The sequence below is a fragment of the Coxiella endosymbiont of Dermacentor marginatus genome, assembly GCF_907164955.1.
Taxonomy (GTDB): Bacteria; Pseudomonadota; Gammaproteobacteria; order Coxiellales; family Coxiellaceae; genus Coxiella.
Genome location: NZ_OU015521.1, coordinates 173,291 through 190,819, shown reverse-complemented (window position 1 = coordinate 190,819; position 17,529 = coordinate 173,291). Strand labels below are relative to the sequence as shown.

The following is a 17,529-nucleotide window of genomic DNA, read 5'->3' as shown; positions in this document are numbered from 1 at the left end:
CAATCATATTATCGATTTACAAGTGCCTGGTATTGATCCGAATACCAATTCAGTTTTAGATGGATTACCTACAATAGAAAAAAATCCAGAATTATTTAGAGATTTTAATAGTATATCACCATCGGAAGTAAATTTTTAATTATTATCGGTGGCAAAAGCAACTTTGCCAAAACGTGGTTAATGACAGGGTATCTCTTATAAACTCGGAACGGTTTCATCGCCAGAATAGAGATTTCGATGATGAGTAGTTTATAGATAAACATGTATATAAATTGTAGACAACACCAATTATTGGAATATCAATAGGTATTTATGTAAAATAACTTAGAACGTAAGTTGAGTTATTCTTTAGATTCTATTGAATGTCTAAAAATTTTAGGCTCCTTTTTTATAATTAGCCTTGATAACGATTATAGCCTTTAATTGGCTTAGCATTCCTTTCTATAAAATCAATAATCATTCCAGCAATATCTTTCTGAGTAATTTTTTCGATCCCATGCAATCCTGGGGATGAATTTACCTCAAGCACTAAAGGGCCGCGTTTTGAGCGTAATAAATCAACACCAGCTATATTAAGTCCCATAGCTTTAGCAGCATTAATAGCAATCTCTCTTTCCTTAGGGGTAATTTTAATTAGCTTCATCGTTCCTCCTCGGTGTACATTCGATCGAAAATCACCGGGTTGTGCCTCGCGCTGCATAGTTGCAACTACTTTGTTACCAATCACAAAACAGCGAATATCTTGCCCCTGGGTCTCCTCAATAAATTCTTGAATAATAATATTTACTTTCAATCCCAGGAATGCTTGTATTACACTTTCTGCCGCTTTTTTGGTTTCAGCTAAAACCACTCCAATTCCCTGTGTTCCCTCAATAAGTTTAATAATTAAAGGTGGACCACTCACCATTTGAATAAGATCACCAATATCATCAGGTGAATGAGAAAAACCAGTAATGGGGAGATCAATTCTTTTTCGAGAAAGAAATTGAAGTGAACGAAATTTATCCCGAGATCGAGTAATGGCCATAGAAGAATTGAGACAAAAGGTTCCCATCATTTCAAATTGGCGTACCACTGCTGTTCCATAAAAAGTAATGGAAGAACCAATACGAGGAATAATGGCATTATATGTAGCTAATTCTTTCCCCATATAATGAATAGTTGGTTTTTCATGACTTAAGCTCATATAACAGCGTAATGTGTTAATAATTTTCACTCGGTGTCCCCGTGACAAAGCAGCCTCTTTTAAACGCTGAGTAGAATAGAGTGCTTGCTTAGTTGATAAAATCGCAATTTTCACTAAAAAGGATCCTTATGACTTGCTATAAATGATCGATTGGGATTGATAATAATGTTCTTTAGAGCTGATCGACCCAATAACATTCGAAAGCCCATGCTGGCGCGATTAGTGAGAGTAATTTCGATGGGCCAACGTCTATTACCTAGAATAATGTCTGTTTTAATGACGTAACGCAATTCTTTATATCCACCTGAATTAGTTATAAGTCGTTGATCCAGAATATCTGCTTCGCAAGCAACTATAACTTGATCATTTTTTTGGATGGAATGCATGTGAAAGCATAAGCGATTGGGATTCCCATTTACGATATCCACGGAAAAAGCGTGGAGGGCTGAAGTCCTTGCACCGGTATCGATTTTAGCTTCAATGCAATTGACACCAAACTCAGGAAGAGTAAGCCACTCACGCCAACCAAGGGTCATTAAAGATACGTTCGAAGATTGCTTAATCATAATAACTTCCTTGTACTTTACAAAATAATACAAGACCTTTTTTCTATCTGCCATTTTGCTAAATAATTTGATTTAATTAATTTCACCTACGGACAATATTAAAAAAGGAAGAAATAACATGAAGTGGTTTATTCCGCTAGTAAGTTAGCTTTTATTAAATTCAGTCATGCCGATAGTAATAATAAAAGTGGTTATTTGCCAATCTTAGACCAATCATGGATGAGATAAAGTGTTAGATTGAAAGAAGCGGGAGGGCTATGGTTGTAGCACCACCTCGATATATAACCCTGTTAGCTTAGTTCAGAAGCCGATTCTACTTATATTATGTACTTAAGAACGATACCGATAACATTGAATAATCACAATAATCACTTTGATAAAAGTGCCCAAGGGGGAATTAGAATTTAATTAAATTGACTTGACTTGACTTGATAGATGCTTATTTGTCTCATAGGATGGTAGTATAATAAAAATAACCCTATCTAAAGAAGAGGGCAGATAAACTACGGGCCCATAGCTCAGTTGGTTAGAGCGATCGACTCATAATCGACAGGTCCCAGGTTCAAATCCTGGTGGGCCCATTAATTCATAAAGCAGTGTATACCAACAACCATCTTAACGACAAAGGGATTTATTTTATCTTATTTTTAATTTTTCTAAAGCAGCTTTCTTTACTCGTGGAGAAGTAGTGTATGGGTGTGTTATTTTAAAAATTCGGTTATTAGGAAAGGTTTTCTGTGTTATTTTTCTAGAACTTTTTTTCTGATATATAGAGAATAGAAACGACTTAAGAACTCTCTTTTACTCGATAGAAGGTTGCCTTTTCCCCATGATTCTATGTAATGTTTGGAGGACTGATTGTGTACAAGCTTGCAGATTTTCTTTAAATTACTTTTCATTTTGAGAAATCTCATTGATGCTAGCGTATGAGTTCTTCTTACTTATATACTTACAGGGATTTAATGTAGCCATTAAATAAGATTTTACTGCATTACTTTTAATGGGTTTTACGAATCTTTTTAGTGAAATAGATTTAGCTTATTCTTCAGTTTCAAGAAAACTGTGTAATTTTTCGGCTCGGCTGGGATGGCGTAATTTTCGTAACGCTTTCGCTTCGATTTGACGTATTCGTTCTCGAGTTACATCGAATTGCTTACCTACCTCTTCCAAAGTATGATCAGTATTCATGTCAATTCCAAAACGCATACGTAAAACCTTGGCCTCACGTGGTGTAAGAATGGATAAAATTTCACGGGTTGCCTCTACTAAACCGGCTGAAGTTGCGAAATCAATAGGTGATTTTACAGTTACATCTTCAATGAAGTCACCAAGGTTAGAGTCTTCATCTTCACCAATTGGTGTTTCCATAGAAATAGGCTCTTTAGCAATTTTCAGTACTTTTCTTACTTTTTCTTCGGGCATATCCATACGACGACCTAATTCTTCAGGAGTCGCTTCCATGCCAGTTTCTTGCAAAATTTGCCGACTAATTCGATTAAGTTTATTGATAGTTTCAATCATATGTACAGGAATTCGGATAGTGCGTGCCTGATCAGCGATTGAACGAGTGATTGCTTGCCGGATCCACCAAGTAGCATAAGTTGAAAATTTATAACCCCGACGATACTCGAATTTATCCACGGCTTTCATCAAACCGATATTTCCTTCTTGAATAAGATCAAGAAATTGTAAGCCGCGATTGGTATACTTTTTTGCTATAGAAATCACTAAACGTAAGTTAGCTTCAATCATTTCTTTTTTTGCGCGGTGTGATTTGGCTTCCCCAATAGCAACTCGCCGGTTAATTTCTTTAATTTCCTGAATAGTCAAATTACTTTTTTCTTCTAATTGTGCAAGATTTCGTTGAGCACGATAAATCTCTTTACTGTAAAGTTCCAATCGTTTTGCTTGCTCTTTATTTCTTTTTTTATATTGTTCTAACCAATTCATATTAGTTTCATTATGAGGGAAAGATGCAATAAATTTTTTACGGGGTGTTTTTGCTTTTATCACACAATAAGTCATAATTAATCGCTCATAATTACGTGCTTCTTTCAATAAATGACGTAATCGTCCGGTGAGTTGATTGAATTGCCGAATAGAGAGTTTAAATGTAGAAAAGAATTCTGCTAAGTTTCTTTGATTCCTAAGCGTAACATGTGCTTTCTTACCGTAGCGTTTAATTGTATTTAAGTAACGACTGTAGAGTGCTTTAAACTCTTCCATATGTTTTTGAGTTACCACTGGATCTGGCCCGCTTTCACCGAATTCATCTACACCTTCTTCATCACTTTCTTCTTCATCGAAAAACCTGATAAGTAAATCGCTTAATCGACCCTCAGTAGCTACGATGGTCTCATATTCTTTAATAAAGGATTCAATGAGTTCTGGGTATTGGACCACAGCCCCCATTACTTGACGAACCCCTTCTTCTATTCGTTTAGCAATGACAATCTCACCTTCGCGCGTTAATAACTCGACGCTACCCATCTCCCGCATGTACATACGAACGGGATCTGTGGTTCGCGTTTCCGTCGCTAATACTTCTGCTACGTCTTCATTAATTTCGTCATCGTTTGATTGGGTATCGTCTTCCAAAAGTAAAGAATCTGTATCAGGTGGAATCTCGAATACCTTAATGCCCATCTCAGCGAGGCGACCGATGATACCTTCCATTTGTGTAGGATCGGCATAATCGTTGGGTAAAAGATTAATGAGATCTTCGTGCACTAGGTATCCTTTATTTTTAGCTTCATCTAGTAAGGCGCTAAAACCTAATCGTTTGATCTCGTTTATATTCTCTTCTAATTTAGCGGAAGAAATAGTTGATGAGATGAAAGCTGCTTCTTCTTTAGCCTGTTGCGCGGGGAGGGGACCCGGTTTTTTAATCGCTTCTCCTTCGATTTTTTTAGACACCAAAACTTTCGCCATTTTTATTACTTCTCTTTTGGTTTTGGATGGTTTGGATTTCTTTTCCACTGAGTGTTTAATCACATGTTTCGTTTTGAGTTTTACGGAAGCTTTAATCTTAATTTTGTTAATCTTTACTTTTATTGTTTTTCTTTTTTCTTTCAAAAAATTGGATTTTTTCTTATGAGTTGGCATAAATATTTTTCTACCTTATCACGTTTTGGTTAAAATACAGCCTATTTGCTAACGTATAGCCTATCAGTATATCATTCCTCATCCTTCAAATTGAAACTTTACCAAAGACTTTCTTAGGTATTAATTAAAATGGATCAGACAATACAAGATTTCCCTTTATATAAGGTTATTTGACTGTTTCGTCAAGTTCCTTCTTCTTCAAGAGCTGCAATATTTTTTCTTTTTCATTTTGCTCTTTAAGGCGTCGAATAGCATCTTGGAGTTCAATGGCTAAATCGTCGGTTGATAAACGGGCTTCTTCGAGCAGACGACGTCCGACTAGCTCTGCAATTAATTGGCGTTCTTGAGAATTAGGCCATAGAGCAAGCAATTCAGCAGTCGAATTAATCTGATTTTTAGCTAAGAATGTAATAACTTTGAAGAGTAATTGCATATCAGGCGCATCACTGATAGGAAAAACGTTCTCCAAAATTAAACTAGCCAACGAGGGTATTTGTGCCAAGATAGATATTGCATGATTAGCTAGAGAGAGTACTTGGGAAGATAGACAAGAATTATCGGTTTTCTTTTCTGAATTGTCTTCAATAAGTGAATGGATCTCACTAACTCTAACTGTTAGCCGTTTGGCAAGTTCTTCGACGAGAAGTTGATAAAAGAGACCTTTTGGCATAGTGCTTAGATACTTTAACGCCTTTTTAGCAAAATCAGCTTTGTCAGCAATGGAATGTAATGGAATTTCTTTTTGCAAATGCTCAAAGAATACGTCACTCAATGGCAAGGCTGCTTTTATTTTTTCTTCAAAAGCACTCTTACCGATTTTGTAAATTAAACTATCGGGATCTTTCCCTTCGGGTAAAAATAAGAAACGAATATGAACACCATCACGCATTAAAGGTAAAATCTCAGTGAGTGCTCGCCATGCAGCTCGCCTTCCAGCGCTATCACCATCAAAACAGTAGATAATTTCATTAGTATACTGCAGTAATTTTTTTAAATGTTGTACATTGGTTGATGTACCTAGTGTAGCTACAGCATAGGTAATCTGATGTTGATGAAGAGAAATAACATCCATATAGCCTTCTACAATTAAAAAGCACGGTGATAGATTGCCATGCCTTTTATGAGATTCATACAACCCATATAATTCGTTGCCTTTATGAAAAATTGGTGTTTTAGGAGAGTTTATATATTTAGGTTGATTTTTCCCTAGAGCTCGTCCTCCAAAAGCAATGATATGACCTCGAGCATTGCGAATAGGGAAGATAATACGGTGACGAAAACGATCGAAATAGCGATGGTCTTTTTTAATAAGTAATCCGTTGGTAATAAGTTGAGCTTTAACTTTAGGATTTTGAGTAAACATTTTCAAATTTTCCCAGTTCGATGGCGCGTATCCAATGATAAACTGTTTAGCAATCTCACCTGTGAGTTTGCGCGATTTTAAATAATTAATAGCAATTGGTGAATATTTCAATTGTTGTTGATAATAACGAGCAATTTTTTCTAAAAGATTATAATGATCTTCCAGTTCGGGTACGGTCGATCTCTGAACTTCTGCTGGAATTTCAAGGCCGATCTGAGCAGATAAGTCTGTAATGGTTTCAACAAATTTGCTGTGATTAAATGCCATTAAAAAATTAATAGCATTTCCGTTTGTCCTACAACCAAAACAATAATAAAATTGTTTCGTGGGGCTGACGGTAAATGAGGGCGTTTTCTCATTATGAAATGGGCAAAGTCCTAGGTAGTTTTCACCCCTCTTTTTTAGATTCACACGTGATTGAATTAATTCTAAAATATCAACACGAGATAATAGATCTTGGATGAAAGATTGTGGGATACGTCGCATAATTTTATTTTACACGCAGAGCTTAGGTTTTTCGCAGTCGTTCAGAGGGGGAAGAAGAGATAATGTTTTATATTGCGAGATTATTCGAAATCATAAAATTATTTTTATTTTTAATTGAAATTATTTAAATCTTTATATAGTTATTTTTCATTTTAATAATTATTTAGTTATTTTAAATTATTTGATCAACTTCCTGATATAGTTCTATAAGAGGAATCCAGAGACAGCTATATTATATTCTTATTATAGATATAGAAGACAAACTTTCTCGACGTTACGTACTTGCTTGTTTACACTTTGATTACTTTATTATGTTGTTACCCCTCTTGCCCCTTTCTTTAGGAACATTGATTTTGTGTTAGCGCTTAAATTGCATCCAGTGTAGCCAGATTAAATCCTCATTTTTCCTCCTTTTAATAAACTAATAGCGGGTTCGCTCGCGTTCTAGTGCTTCTTTTTCTTTTTGTATCTTCTTCGCGTGGCGCTTCACAGCAGCAGCTTGTTTTCGTTTGCGTTTGTTTGTAGGCTTTTCACAATATTCAATTTGACGTAATTTGGTAAGAATTCCCGCTTTCTCACACGCTCGTTTAAAGCGTCGCATAGCAACATCAAAAGCATTATTATTAGGTACTTCTATAATTGGCATACATTAATTTACCTCTAAAGTCCTTAATCATACTGGGTTTTAGAACAGAATACAATCACTCGCCTTCTAACTAAGTAGCAATTCGAGAGTTTAATAACAGCGCTTCTAATGAAGCATTGATCTATCATAGACTTTATTAGTGAGCAGTGTAATCTCTTGATTTCTATAGTCTTATATCGGCAGATGTCATAAATCGATAATAGAGATTGATCAAAGCGTCTGTCGTAGGTAAATTAAATGAAAACCTGAGTTGTCTGTCTTATTTAAACTAAATAGCCTTTGAAATTTAAATTTGTTGAATTATGAAGTTTTATTTTAAGGAAAGTAATTTTTGGGCTCGACACTGCGAAAATTTATTAAATTAGAATCCGGTGGTGGTATTGTCTTATTTATCACCGCCATTTTGGCGCTTATCCTTGATAATACACCATGGTGTACTTATTATGAGGCCCTGTTCAATTTACCTCTGAATATTCAATTAGGCCCGTTACAATTATCCAAGCCTCTATTATTATGGATTAATGACGGATTGATGACGGTTTTCTTTTTATTAATAGGATTAGAAATTAAAAGAGAAATACTTGAAGGCAAGCTCAATGATTTTGCTCAAGCTTTTCTTCCTGTAATAGCAGGATTAGGAGGGATGTTTATTCCCGCCTTAATTTATTTTGCTTTTAATGTAAGGGAGGGTACTAGTTATTTGCAGGGATGGGCAATTCCTGTCGCCACTGATGTCGCATTTTCATTAGGAATTTTATCGTTATTAGGAAATAAATTACCTATCGGCCTCAAAGTATTTTTAACGGCGTTAGCCATTTTTGATGATATTAGCGCAGTTTTTATTATTGCCGTTTTTTATACGCATCATATTTCCTTAATTCTCTTATTGAGTGCAGGTTTACTCTTAGGATTATTAATCCTATTAAATCAATTACATGTGACAACAATTATGGCTTACATTTTGATTGGTGTTGCTTTATGGTTTTGCGTTTTAAAATCTGGTGTTCATGCCACTTTATCCGGTATCGCCTTAGCTTTTACGATTCCAATCCGTGATTGGAGAAACCCTCGAGTTTCGCCATTGCGTAATTTAGAGCATACACTATATCCATGGGTAACTTTTGGGGTGCTTCCAATATTTGCTTTCGCGAACGCAGGTATTTCTTTTTCGAAAATAAGGTTATTAGAAAATTTATTTAACCCTATCACACTAGGAATTGCTTTAGGTTTATTTTTGGGAAAGCAAATTGGGATTTGGTCGACCTGTTGGATTTGGATCAAGACAGGTTGGGCTCATATGCCATACGGCGGTAACTGGCGTTCTCTCTATGGAATTAGTTTGGTGGCAGGTATAGGTTTTACTATGAGTTTATTTATTGGAGTTCTTGCATTTAGCAGCATTGAGCAACAGCATTATTCTACGATGGTGCGATTAGGTATTATTATTGGTTCCTTCCTATCTGGGATATCAGGTTATTTAGTTTTACATTTTACCTTGTAAAAATCGTCAAAAAAAAATATTTGACCTTATAATAAGATAATAATAAGACAAATCTCATAAGTAAATAAGGTGTTATAAACCACTCAGTTAAAAAAAATCATTTTTCATCTTCTGTGCCAGTTTTTGATTAATGAGGTCTAATAATTTCTGTAATCTTATTATAAGTGAATTAAATTGCGGTGAATATTATTTATAAACTGATGAAAGTGCAATCTCATTTTCTTGATAAGTAGAAAATGATAAAAATTTTCATTAGAAAAGTTTTAAAAACACTTAACTACTATAAATAAAAGGTTATTAATAGACACAAGTTGAGAAGCAAATAAAAAATCTAAAGTAAGTTTTGATTAAATAATGAATATGTTGTAATTTATCAAAAAATGAGTTTTTTAAGAGCTTTTTGAATGCAATTGATCTGCTAGATTTATTATTTATTTATTGTTATTACCTTAGGGGGGGGTCATTAAGGATTTTCTAACAATCTTATCTGCGGCAGATTATCAAACGATGGTAGAAGAAGAATAAAATCATAATATGAATACAATACATTCTGAAGCCTCTTGACTATTTTTAATAGTATCCTTTACATCTTTGACTGAGGATTAATGTTGAATTTAACAGGAAGATATTTCAGATAATTGTCCTAAGTTGGCATTGAAAGAATTGAATAAACTATCCTATCAAGAATTTGATGATATTTCTTGAGCACTAGTATCTTCTTTTATCCTGCTGTCTAACGAAAAGTCTAAAGAATAGTAATTAACAGGGAAAACAAAATTGTGCTTTCCTCGATTCTTTTATGTTACAATCCAAAATGTCCCGAAGCATCACTGATTTATATAGCTTACGAAATATCTTCTTTGTTAAGTACTCCTGAAGTTTTGGTAAGGACAAATTTTTTGCTCAGGAAAATTCTTTATAATTAAGGTTCAGAAATAATCGAGCATATCAAGACCGCTAAGCTAAGAAGCTTTTTAAGAAATTGGGAAAATCTTGATGCTAGATGGCTTTTTAAATTTTTACTAATAACGCCCCTAAATATATTCTTTACTAAAACATAAAGCAGGTATTCCGATTCTTTATTGACTTCAGACAGAAAATTAAGCATTTAAAAGCTTCTCGAGATTTTTTATATAAATCTGTTCATAAAACAACTCGTATTGATACAGATATGCCAAAGTGTGAAACTTGTTTGTTCCTCCTTCATAAGCTTATAGCTCTTTTCTTTTCAAATGTCTTTTTTCAAGGCACTTTCTATACTTTTAATATCAGAGAAATATTTTTCTGATTATGAACTAGTTCGATTATTGATTGGTAGAAATTATCAAAATCAAAAAAATTCTTTTAGTATTCATTTTCTGAAGAAATTCTTCGAATAGAAACTTTAAAACTTTTTATTTGAGACATTACTTCTTTTCTATTGTCTTTGCTCTATTTCTACGGTCCGCATCTCTCATAGAGACAGAAGTGGCAGCTTTACTTAGATCTAAGTTGATTTGTGAAGATGTTACTATTGGCTATTGTAATTACTTATCCTTATCATCTTTAGTGTAAAGTATCACCTAAGTATTTTTGATTTTGTGGTAGAAGATGTTTGAGTTATGAGTTCCACACTATCAGCTCCGGCACGCTGCAGTAATACCATAACTTGAACAACTTTTCCATAGTCTACTTTCTTATCACCCTTCACATAAATCTTTCGTTTTTGATGATTTTGTTTAGCTAATTTCAAAGCTGTAGTAATTCGAATAATAAGATCTTTTTTGGTAATTGGTTGATAAGGCTCTTTTGCAATGTTAAGAAAATCATTTCCTTGACTATCTATACTGATAATGACAGGGATTTCTTTTTGCAGAACAAGTTTTTTTTCAGCAGCTTGTGGAAGCTTCACATGAATACCTTGTGTTAGGGGGAGTACGGTTATCATAAAAATAACTAATAAAACCAACATGACGTCAATATAGGGGACTACATTAATTTCAACTAATGGTCGCTTACGCATTTTCTTGTCTTAAACTATAAGATTTGCGATTTAATAGAGTTAAAAATTCTGCCTGGAAAGTATCATAAACTTGAGTTATTTGCTCTAACTCACTGATAAAGTAATTGTACGCAATGACAGCGGGTATAGCTGTAAAGAGCCCTATGGCAGTTGCAATTAAGGCTTCAGAAACCCCAGGCGCTACTACGGAAATAGTAACTTGTTGAACAGTACCCAAGGCTCGAAGTGAGGTTATTATTCCCCATACCGTCCCAAACAAACCAACATATGGGCTGATTGAGCCAACTGTTGCTAAGAAGTTTAAATTACGTTCCAAAAAACTTACTTCTCGTCTTTGAGCGATATGCATGGCACGTTGTGTTCCTTCTAAGATGGTTTCTGATTTTAAGTGTGCTTCTTGTCGTAAATGAGAGAATTCATTAAATCCAGCTAAAAAAATATTAGCCATATTTGAAAGTTTTCTTTTTTTTTCTGCGAGTTGATGAAATAGTATTGTTAAATCAATACCAGACCAAAAAAGTTGTTCAAATTTTTTTATTTCCCTGTAAGTATAACGTAGTAAAATAAGCCGTTGAAAAATAATAGCCCATGAAGTAATAGAAGCTAAAAATAAAATAGAAATTACTAGCTTAACGATAAAGCTAGTATGACTGATAAAACTCCACAGAGTAAGTTCACTCATTTTTTTCTCTCTGTTATGTAGATTGTTGATTGATTTTATCAGAGATGTTTGAGTAGAACACCCCGCTAATTTTGAGATTTACATTTTATCTAAAATAGGAATTAAATTCAGCATTAACGATAAGTAGTTTGAGAAAATTAGTTCAAGATGTCGAGATAAATTTCTTCTACTTATCTTGAGGCACTCAAGAAAAGAAATGAGATTCATTCAGAGAATAGGAATAGTGAGAGTATCTCTAAAATAATAACAAAATAAACGAGTAAATTCGATAGTGTTCTGCTCCTTCATGCATACATTCAAGTACCGAAATCATTACAATTACTTTACGATGATTAACGATATTTGAAATTTTCATCTAATTAGTGGATTGAAGTAAGATTTTAATGAAAATAGTAGTGCCCACTTATAGGATCACAGCGGTATTATTAATGTTTTGGAACTCAACTAATAAATAGTACATGTTCAGTATGAGTGGATCCTGGAATTAATTCAGAATAAAGATGTCCAAATACGTAGTTTTTATGTAGTATAACCTTTTTTAAAAGGATAACCAATAAATTAAGGATAAAATTTAAACGTAATGAAAGGAATAACATTTTTCAGAACATCGTATATCGTTAAAAATTATCTGAGTGTTCGTACAGTATACATTATAAAAAGAAAATACTTAGATGTAGTACACGTGATTATTTTTATATCTAAACTAAGCAAAAGGAATGTACTTCCCCATACAAAAAGGTTCAGTTCGAAAAGAACCGATAACGAGATCATACCACACAATAGGAAACAAAATGCACTGATATTCAAAAAGGAGTAACATCCTTTCTAAATATCAGTGTAGCTATAAAAAACATTTCCTACTAAATGATTGAATAGTAGAAAAAAACGCTAATGAGAACTGAATATCCTAATAAATTCATTGATCACTTCGACTTCGATTAAGTTCAATTAAATATTCACTATCTGCTTCTAAAAGACAATAACTTTATGGAGAACTTTTTAGTCCTGGTTTTCAGAACCTTTAGTAACAGCTCTCTCTTTTAAAAAGGAAAATAAGGAGACCCCTCGTTTTGGAGTAAATAAAAATCCATCTCTAAATAAATGCAGATCACTTCAATGACTGGGATTTCTTACAAAAGTGGATGAGAGCATGGGTAATTTAAAATGATGGTAAGTTTGTTCAGTAGCAATACGACCTCTAGGCTTGCGAAGAATAAATCCTTCTTGAATTAAATAAGGTTCAATAACGTCTTCGATAGTATTGCGCTCCTCACAAATGGCTGCCGCGAGATTCTCGATTCCAACAGGCCCGCCTTGAAATTTTTCAATAATAGTGTGCAGTAATTTTCGATCCATCAAATCCAAACCGCGAGTATCAACATTTAATAAATCGAGAGCTTCTTTAGTGATATTTTCAGTAATAACTCCAGAAGCTTGAACTTCTGCAAAGTCACGAACCCGACGAAGCAATCGATTTGCAATACGGGGGGTGCCTCTCGAACGACGAGCAATTTCTTGAGCACTATTTTCTTCGATAGACGCTCCTAAAATTTGAGCAGCGCGTCTTATGATACGAACTAAATCGTCAACGCAGTAAAATTCCAAACGTTGAACAATCCCAAAACGATCACGTAATGGAGAGGTTAGTAGACCAGCACGGGTAGTAGCACCAACTAAAGTAAAAGGCGTTAAATCTAATTTAATTGAGCGAGCTGCAGGACCTTCGCCAATAATAATATCCAACTGAAAATCTTCCAACGCAGAGTATAATACTTCTTCAATAGTCGAATTTAATCGGTGAATTTCGTCAATAAATAATATATCGTGTGGTTCAAGGTTTGTAAGCAAAGCAGCCAAATCACCAGGTCTTTCCAATACAGGTCCCGAAGTTTGCTTTAAGCCTGCTCGCATTTCATGAGCGATGATATGGGCCAAGGTTGTTTTACCTAGTCCTGGAGGTCCAAAGATTAAAACATGATCTAATGCTTCTCGTCGTTTCATTGCTGCACGAATAAAGATATCCATTTGTTCCTGTACAGCTAATTGGCCAATGTAATCATTTAACCGACGTGGACGGATAGAATTTTTTATTATCAATTCATTCGGTTCCAACGTAGCATCAATTAGACAGTTTTCCATTCCTTATACTCCTCTGTTACCATTTTCTTAATGCTTGACGAATTAAATCTTCGCGGGTTAACCCTGGTTTTTTTAGGGTTTCGATGGTACGCTTGGCCTCTTTAGGCTTATAACCTAATGCAATTAAAGCGCTAATGGCATCTTGAGCAGCTTGAGTGATAGATGTATTAATTTCGTTAGATGAAATTATATTCAATTGCCAGCTTGTCAAAGTACTTTTCGTTTCAATAACTAAACGTCCTGCTGTTTTTCGGCCAATTCCTGGAATGCTTATTAATTGTTGAATATCTTGGTCGACAATACAGCGTACAAACTCATTTAAACCCATACCAGACAAGATTGTTAATGCTAATTTAGGCCCAATACCGTTTACTTTAATTAATACACGAAACAAACGACGATCATGTTCATTATAAAATCCATACAGAACATGTGCATCTTCGCGAACGACAAGATGGGTATAGAGAATTATTTCCTGATCTGTATCAGGAAGATGTTGAAATGTCGATAAAGGTGCTGCTATCTCATAGCCTACCCCGCTTACCTCAAGTAATAAATAGGGAGGTTGTTTTTCAAGGATAATCCCTCTAAGTTGTCCAATCATATTTCTCTTCTTACTTATTTATTTAACTGCGCTGAGGAAATTCTTCTTGATTAAAACCGATTCTCTTTACTCTCGAAATCATTTAACCAGTAGAAAATTTATTATGCACGCATTAATTTTTTGTTCAAACGGAAGCTGATTGCGTGACATAAAGCAATCGCCAACGCATCAGCCGCATCGGCTGATGGCACTTTTTCTAATTGTAGCAGTATTCGAATCATATGTTGTACTTGCGCTTTTGTAGCTGCCCCATAACCCACAACAGCTTGCTTAATTTGACGAGCGCTATATTCGGCTACAGGAAGGGCATAAACAGATGTAGCTACTAAAGCGGCCCCACGAGCCTGTCCCAGTTTTAGAGCTGACTGATGATTATAAAAAGTGAACACTTGTTCTATAGCAGATTCGTTAGGTTGATAAGTACTGATGATGTTACGTAACTCTTCTTCAATTTGGTGAAGTCGACCATTCAAAGACTTAGCCCGAGTTTTGATTTGTCCGAATGTTATACAACCCTGCTGAGAACCTTTTGACCAAATAACCCCGTAACCGGTAATGCGTAATCCTGGATCGATACCAATGATGATGCGCTTTGATTGGTTCATTCTACCATTCTAACCTTCTTCAATCTTATCTAGAATAAACATTTCGAACATCATTTCAGATCTTCCATATTTTTGTCAATCGTTCCATTTTTTCTGCGATTTTATATCAAGTTTAATTGCATGAAGATAAGCATTTGGTAATTTTAACGTGAAAAGAAATAAAATTGGAAGCATATGCTGTACATACATTTTTAAATGTCCTCACACTTTTAACACACTCAATAATACGATAAATCGTCATTTATTTTCTTCTCATCCGTAATACTAAGGTGCAGAAAAAGGCCATCCCTAAAGCGAATTCCATCATTTTTTCTTTAACTAGTTCTCTGAATCAAGATTACATATAGGCTTTTGTTTAATAAAGATAAACAACAATCCCTTTATTTCTACATATATCACCGAATTTATTGAAGATATAGCATACTTCCGTCATTGTAGTATGATGATATTGACTAAATAATTCATTATAAAAGCTTATGCCTCAAATCCATATTCACTTTTCATAGTGAACTTTTAAACTATCAAAAGTGTTCTTGTTTAATAGATTAATTAATGTCTTTTAGCATATTAGTGTAAAATGTTTTGTTGACTGCTGTAATGCTTGAAAACAGGCATTGGAATTCGTACTTTTGTTATTCAAACGAGTAGCTATGATAATTTTGTGAATCAGTGAAAAGCTTGTTGTGGTTTAGTAGCGTCTTAATAAACTGTCGTGTGTTTAATAGCAGTCGCTTAATATGTTCAACACAATTTATCTATTTTCCGTATTTACTTACCTTAAGCCCCAAAGTTTCTAATTGTTGAATTTCAACAGGAGCAGGTGCGTTTGTTAGAGGGCATTGTGCTGTTTGGGTTTTTGGGAAAGCAATTACATCACGAATGGAAGAAGCACCAGTCATGACAGCTATCAGTCGATCCAATCCAAAGGCAATACCGCCCATGGGCGGACACCCAAATTGTAATGCTGTCAATAAGTACCCTAACTGTGTTTCAGCTATTTCTTTTGAAATACCCAAAATTTTTAATATCGCGTACTGCATGTCAATATCATTAATACGAATTGAACCGCCTCCAATTTCACTCCCATTAAGAACCATATCATAAGCGCGTGAAAGCGATGCCTCTGGGTAAGCCATAACTTTAGTTGGGTTTGTATCTTGAGGAGCTGTGAAGGGATGATGCAGTGCTTGCCAATTTCCAGAACCTTCGCGTTTAAACATGGGGAAATCTATTATCCATAGAGGTTTCCATGATCCTACATACAAATTACGATCCGCACATAATCGTTCACGTAAAGCATTTAGCGATTCATTGACGATTTTTGCTTTATCAGCACCGAAAAATATTAAGTCGCCGTTTTGTGCTTGTGTGCGAAGTAGAAGTTCTGAAATGATTTTTTCCGGAAGAAATTTCCGAATGGGCGATTGGAGGAGTTCTTTGCAACCTCGATTGATATTCTCCACTTTAATATAAGCTAGTCCCTTAGCACCATAGACACTTACGAATTGTGTGTAATCGTCAATTGCTTTTCGCGATAATTCAGCGCCTTTCGGTAAACGTAAAGCAACTACGCGCCCTTGCGGATCATTGGTTGACTCTCTAAAGACTTTAAATTCAACAGCTTTCATTAGATCTGTAACATCAACAAATCTCAAAGGATTGCGAAGATCAGGTCTGTCTGTACTATAGTTTTTAATTGCTTCCGCATAAGTCATACGTGGAAAAGGATTAGGTAAGTCCACCTTTAAAAAGGTAGAAAATAAATAACGGATTAATTCTTCCATGAGGTTTTGTATATCTTTCTCTTCTACAAATGCCATTTCCAAATCGAGCTGAGTAAATTCAGGCTGGCGATCGGCTCGGAGATCTTCATCACGAAAGCAACGAACGATTTGGTAATATCGATCAAAACCTGCAACCATCAACATTTCTTTAAAAATTTGTGGCGATTGTGGTAATGCAAAAAAATGACCGTGTTGAGTTCGACTAGGAACAAGATAATCTCGTGCACCTTCAGGCGTAGATTTAATTAACATGGGCGTTTCTACGTCTAAAAAGCCACGCGCCTCCAAAAAATGTCGAATTTCTCGAACGATATAGGAACGCATTTTAAGACGATGAGCTATATCGGGTCTTCGTAAATCGAGATAGCGGTACTTCAGACGAACTTCTTCGCTGATTTCTTGATATGCATCGATATTAAAAGGTAACGGTTTAGATTTATTCAATAAAATCATATGTGTTGCCGCTATCTCAACTTCACCAGATGTAATATCTGGATTGATTGTCCCTTTTGGCCGTTTTTGAACCGTTCCTTTAACGCTGATGACATATTCATTTCGTAAGTTTTCTGCAATTTTAAAGACTGATGGTTTGGTAGGATTGCAAACGAGCTGAACTAATCCTTCTCGATCACGTAAGTCGATAAAAATCAACCCTCCATGATCTCGACGACGATGAACCCAACCTGAAAGAGTAATAGTCTGCCCGATTAATGCTGAACTGACCTTATTAGTATAATGCGTACGCATATTTCTCTCAGCTAACGACAAATAGCTTTGAATAGTATCGGGAGTTGCAAGATAGAGCAAGAGAAATCAGTGTAAGCAATTTTGTGCAAGAAAACCTCTTAAGTCAAGAAAAT

Annotated in this window: 12 protein-coding genes and 1 tRNA gene; 2 read left to right on the top strand and 11 right to left on the bottom strand. The window is 34.9% G+C overall.

Annotated features, from left to right (window positions below; translation table 11 throughout):
* Nucleotides 1-394 precede the first annotated feature (394 nt).
* Together rimK and ONG85_RS00760 are read right to left on the bottom strand one after the other, a co-directional pair.
* Nucleotides 395-1,300: a 30S ribosomal protein S6--L-glutamate ligase gene (gene rimK, locus ONG85_RS00765; protein ID WP_264435686.1), complete on the bottom strand. Its 906-nt coding sequence runs from the start codon at nucleotides 1,298-1,300 to the stop codon at nucleotides 395-397.
* On the bottom strand, nucleotides 1,300-1,752 hold the full coding sequence (locus ONG85_RS00760) for an ATP-dependent zinc protease family protein (RefSeq protein WP_264435685.1): 453 nt from the start codon (nucleotides 1,750-1,752) through the stop codon (nucleotides 1,300-1,302). The genes rimK and ONG85_RS00760 overlap by 1 nt, the downstream gene beginning before the upstream one ends.
* A 507-nt stretch (nucleotides 1,753-2,259) precedes the next feature.
* Between ONG85_RS00760 and ONG85_RS00755 the strand changes: the two genes are divergently transcribed.
* Nucleotides 2,260-2,333, top strand: a tRNA-Ile gene (locus tag ONG85_RS00755).
* Nucleotides 2,334-2,790: 457 nt separating this feature from the next.
* Here ONG85_RS00755 and rpoD read toward each other — a convergent pair.
* The 3 genes from rpoD to rpsU all read right to left on the bottom strand — a co-directional run bounded on the left by rpoD (nucleotide 2,791) and on the right by rpsU (nucleotide 7,352).
* A complete protein-coding gene (gene rpoD, locus ONG85_RS00750; RefSeq protein ID WP_264435684.1) occupies nucleotides 2,791-4,857 on the bottom strand; it encodes an RNA polymerase sigma factor RpoD in 2,067 nt (688 codons plus the stop codon).
* Nucleotides 4,858-5,023: 166 nt separating this feature from the next.
* Nucleotides 5,024-6,706, bottom strand: a complete 1,683-nt coding sequence (gene dnaG, locus ONG85_RS00745; RefSeq protein ID WP_264435682.1) for a DNA primase — start codon at nucleotides 6,704-6,706, stop codon at nucleotides 5,024-5,026.
* 421 nt (nucleotides 6,707-7,127) lie between these two features.
* A complete protein-coding gene (rpsU, locus tag ONG85_RS00740; protein ID WP_264435681.1) occupies nucleotides 7,128-7,352 on the bottom strand; it encodes a 30S ribosomal protein S21 in 225 nt (74 codons plus the stop codon).
* A gap of 331 nt (nucleotides 7,353-7,683) precedes the next feature.
* Here rpsU and nhaA point away from each other — a divergent pair, with 331 nt between their 5' ends.
* A complete protein-coding gene (gene nhaA / locus ONG85_RS00735) occupies nucleotides 7,684-8,853 on the top strand; it encodes a Na+/H+ antiporter NhaA (RefSeq protein WP_264435680.1) in 1,170 nt (389 codons plus the stop codon).
* 1,558 nt (nucleotides 8,854-10,411) lie between these two features.
* On the opposite strand, the gene ONG85_RS00730 is transcribed toward nhaA, so the two are convergent.
* From ONG85_RS00730 to aspS, 6 genes are all read right to left on the bottom strand, one after another.
* Entirely contained in the window at nucleotides 10,412-10,855 is a 444-nt protein-coding gene (locus ONG85_RS00730; RefSeq protein WP_264435679.1) for an ExbD/TolR family protein, read from the bottom strand.
* Nucleotides 10,848-11,537 carry a protein TolQ gene (gene tolQ, locus ONG85_RS00725; RefSeq protein ID WP_264435678.1) on the bottom strand — a complete coding sequence of 230 codons (690 nt, stop codon included), beginning with the start codon at nucleotides 11,535-11,537 and terminating at the stop codon, nucleotides 10,848-10,850. The genes ONG85_RS00730 and tolQ overlap by 8 nt, the downstream gene beginning before the upstream one ends.
* Nucleotides 11,538-12,650: 1,113 nt before the next feature.
* Nucleotides 12,651-13,676, bottom strand: a complete 1,026-nt coding sequence (gene ruvB / locus ONG85_RS00720; protein ID WP_264435677.1) for a Holliday junction branch migration DNA helicase RuvB — start codon at nucleotides 13,674-13,676, stop codon at nucleotides 12,651-12,653.
* 16 nt (nucleotides 13,677-13,692) lie between these two features.
* Entirely contained in the window at nucleotides 13,693-14,280 is a 588-nt protein-coding gene (ruvA, locus tag ONG85_RS00715) for a Holliday junction branch migration protein RuvA (protein ID WP_264435676.1), read from the bottom strand.
* 101 nt (nucleotides 14,281-14,381) lie between these two features.
* A complete protein-coding gene (gene ruvC, locus ONG85_RS00710) occupies nucleotides 14,382-14,885 on the bottom strand; it encodes a crossover junction endodeoxyribonuclease RuvC (RefSeq protein ID WP_264435674.1) in 504 nt (167 codons plus the stop codon).
* Nucleotides 14,886-15,640: 755 nt separating this feature from the next.
* Nucleotides 15,641-17,476 carry an aspartate--tRNA ligase gene (aspS, locus tag ONG85_RS00705; protein ID WP_264435672.1) on the bottom strand — a complete coding sequence of 612 codons (1,836 nt, stop codon included), beginning with the start codon at nucleotides 17,474-17,476 and terminating at the stop codon, nucleotides 15,641-15,643.
* Nucleotides 17,477-17,529 lie beyond the last annotated feature (53 nt).

Coding starts and splice junctions, on each gene's coding strand:
- ruvB (WP_264435677.1), bottom strand. CDS start 13,676: ATGGAAAACTGTCTAATTGATGCTACGTTGGAACCGAATGAATTGATA.
- ONG85_RS00760 (WP_264435685.1), bottom strand. CDS start 1,752: ATGATTAAGCAATCTTCGAACGTATCTTTAATGACCCTTGGTTGGCGT.
- rpoD (WP_264435684.1), bottom strand. CDS start 4,857: ATGCCAACTCATAAGAAAAAATCCAATTTTTTGAAAGAAAAAAGAAAA.
- rpsU (WP_264435681.1), bottom strand. CDS start 7,352: ATGCCAATTATAGAAGTACCTAATAATAATGCTTTTGATGTTGCTATG.
- ruvA (WP_264435676.1), bottom strand. CDS start 14,280: ATGATTGGACAACTTAGAGGGATTATCCTTGAAAAACAACCTCCCTAT.
- tolQ (WP_264435678.1), bottom strand. CDS start 11,537: ATGAGTGAACTTACTCTGTGGAGTTTTATCAGTCATACTAGCTTTATC.
- ruvC (WP_264435674.1), bottom strand. CDS start 14,885: ATGAACCAATCAAAGCGCATCATCATTGGTATCGATCCAGGATTACGC.
- ONG85_RS00730 (WP_264435679.1), bottom strand. CDS start 10,855: ATGCGTAAGCGACCATTAGTTGAAATTAATGTAGTCCCCTATATTGAC.
- dnaG (WP_264435682.1), bottom strand. CDS start 6,706: ATGCGACGTATCCCACAATCTTTCATCCAAGATCTATTATCTCGTGTT.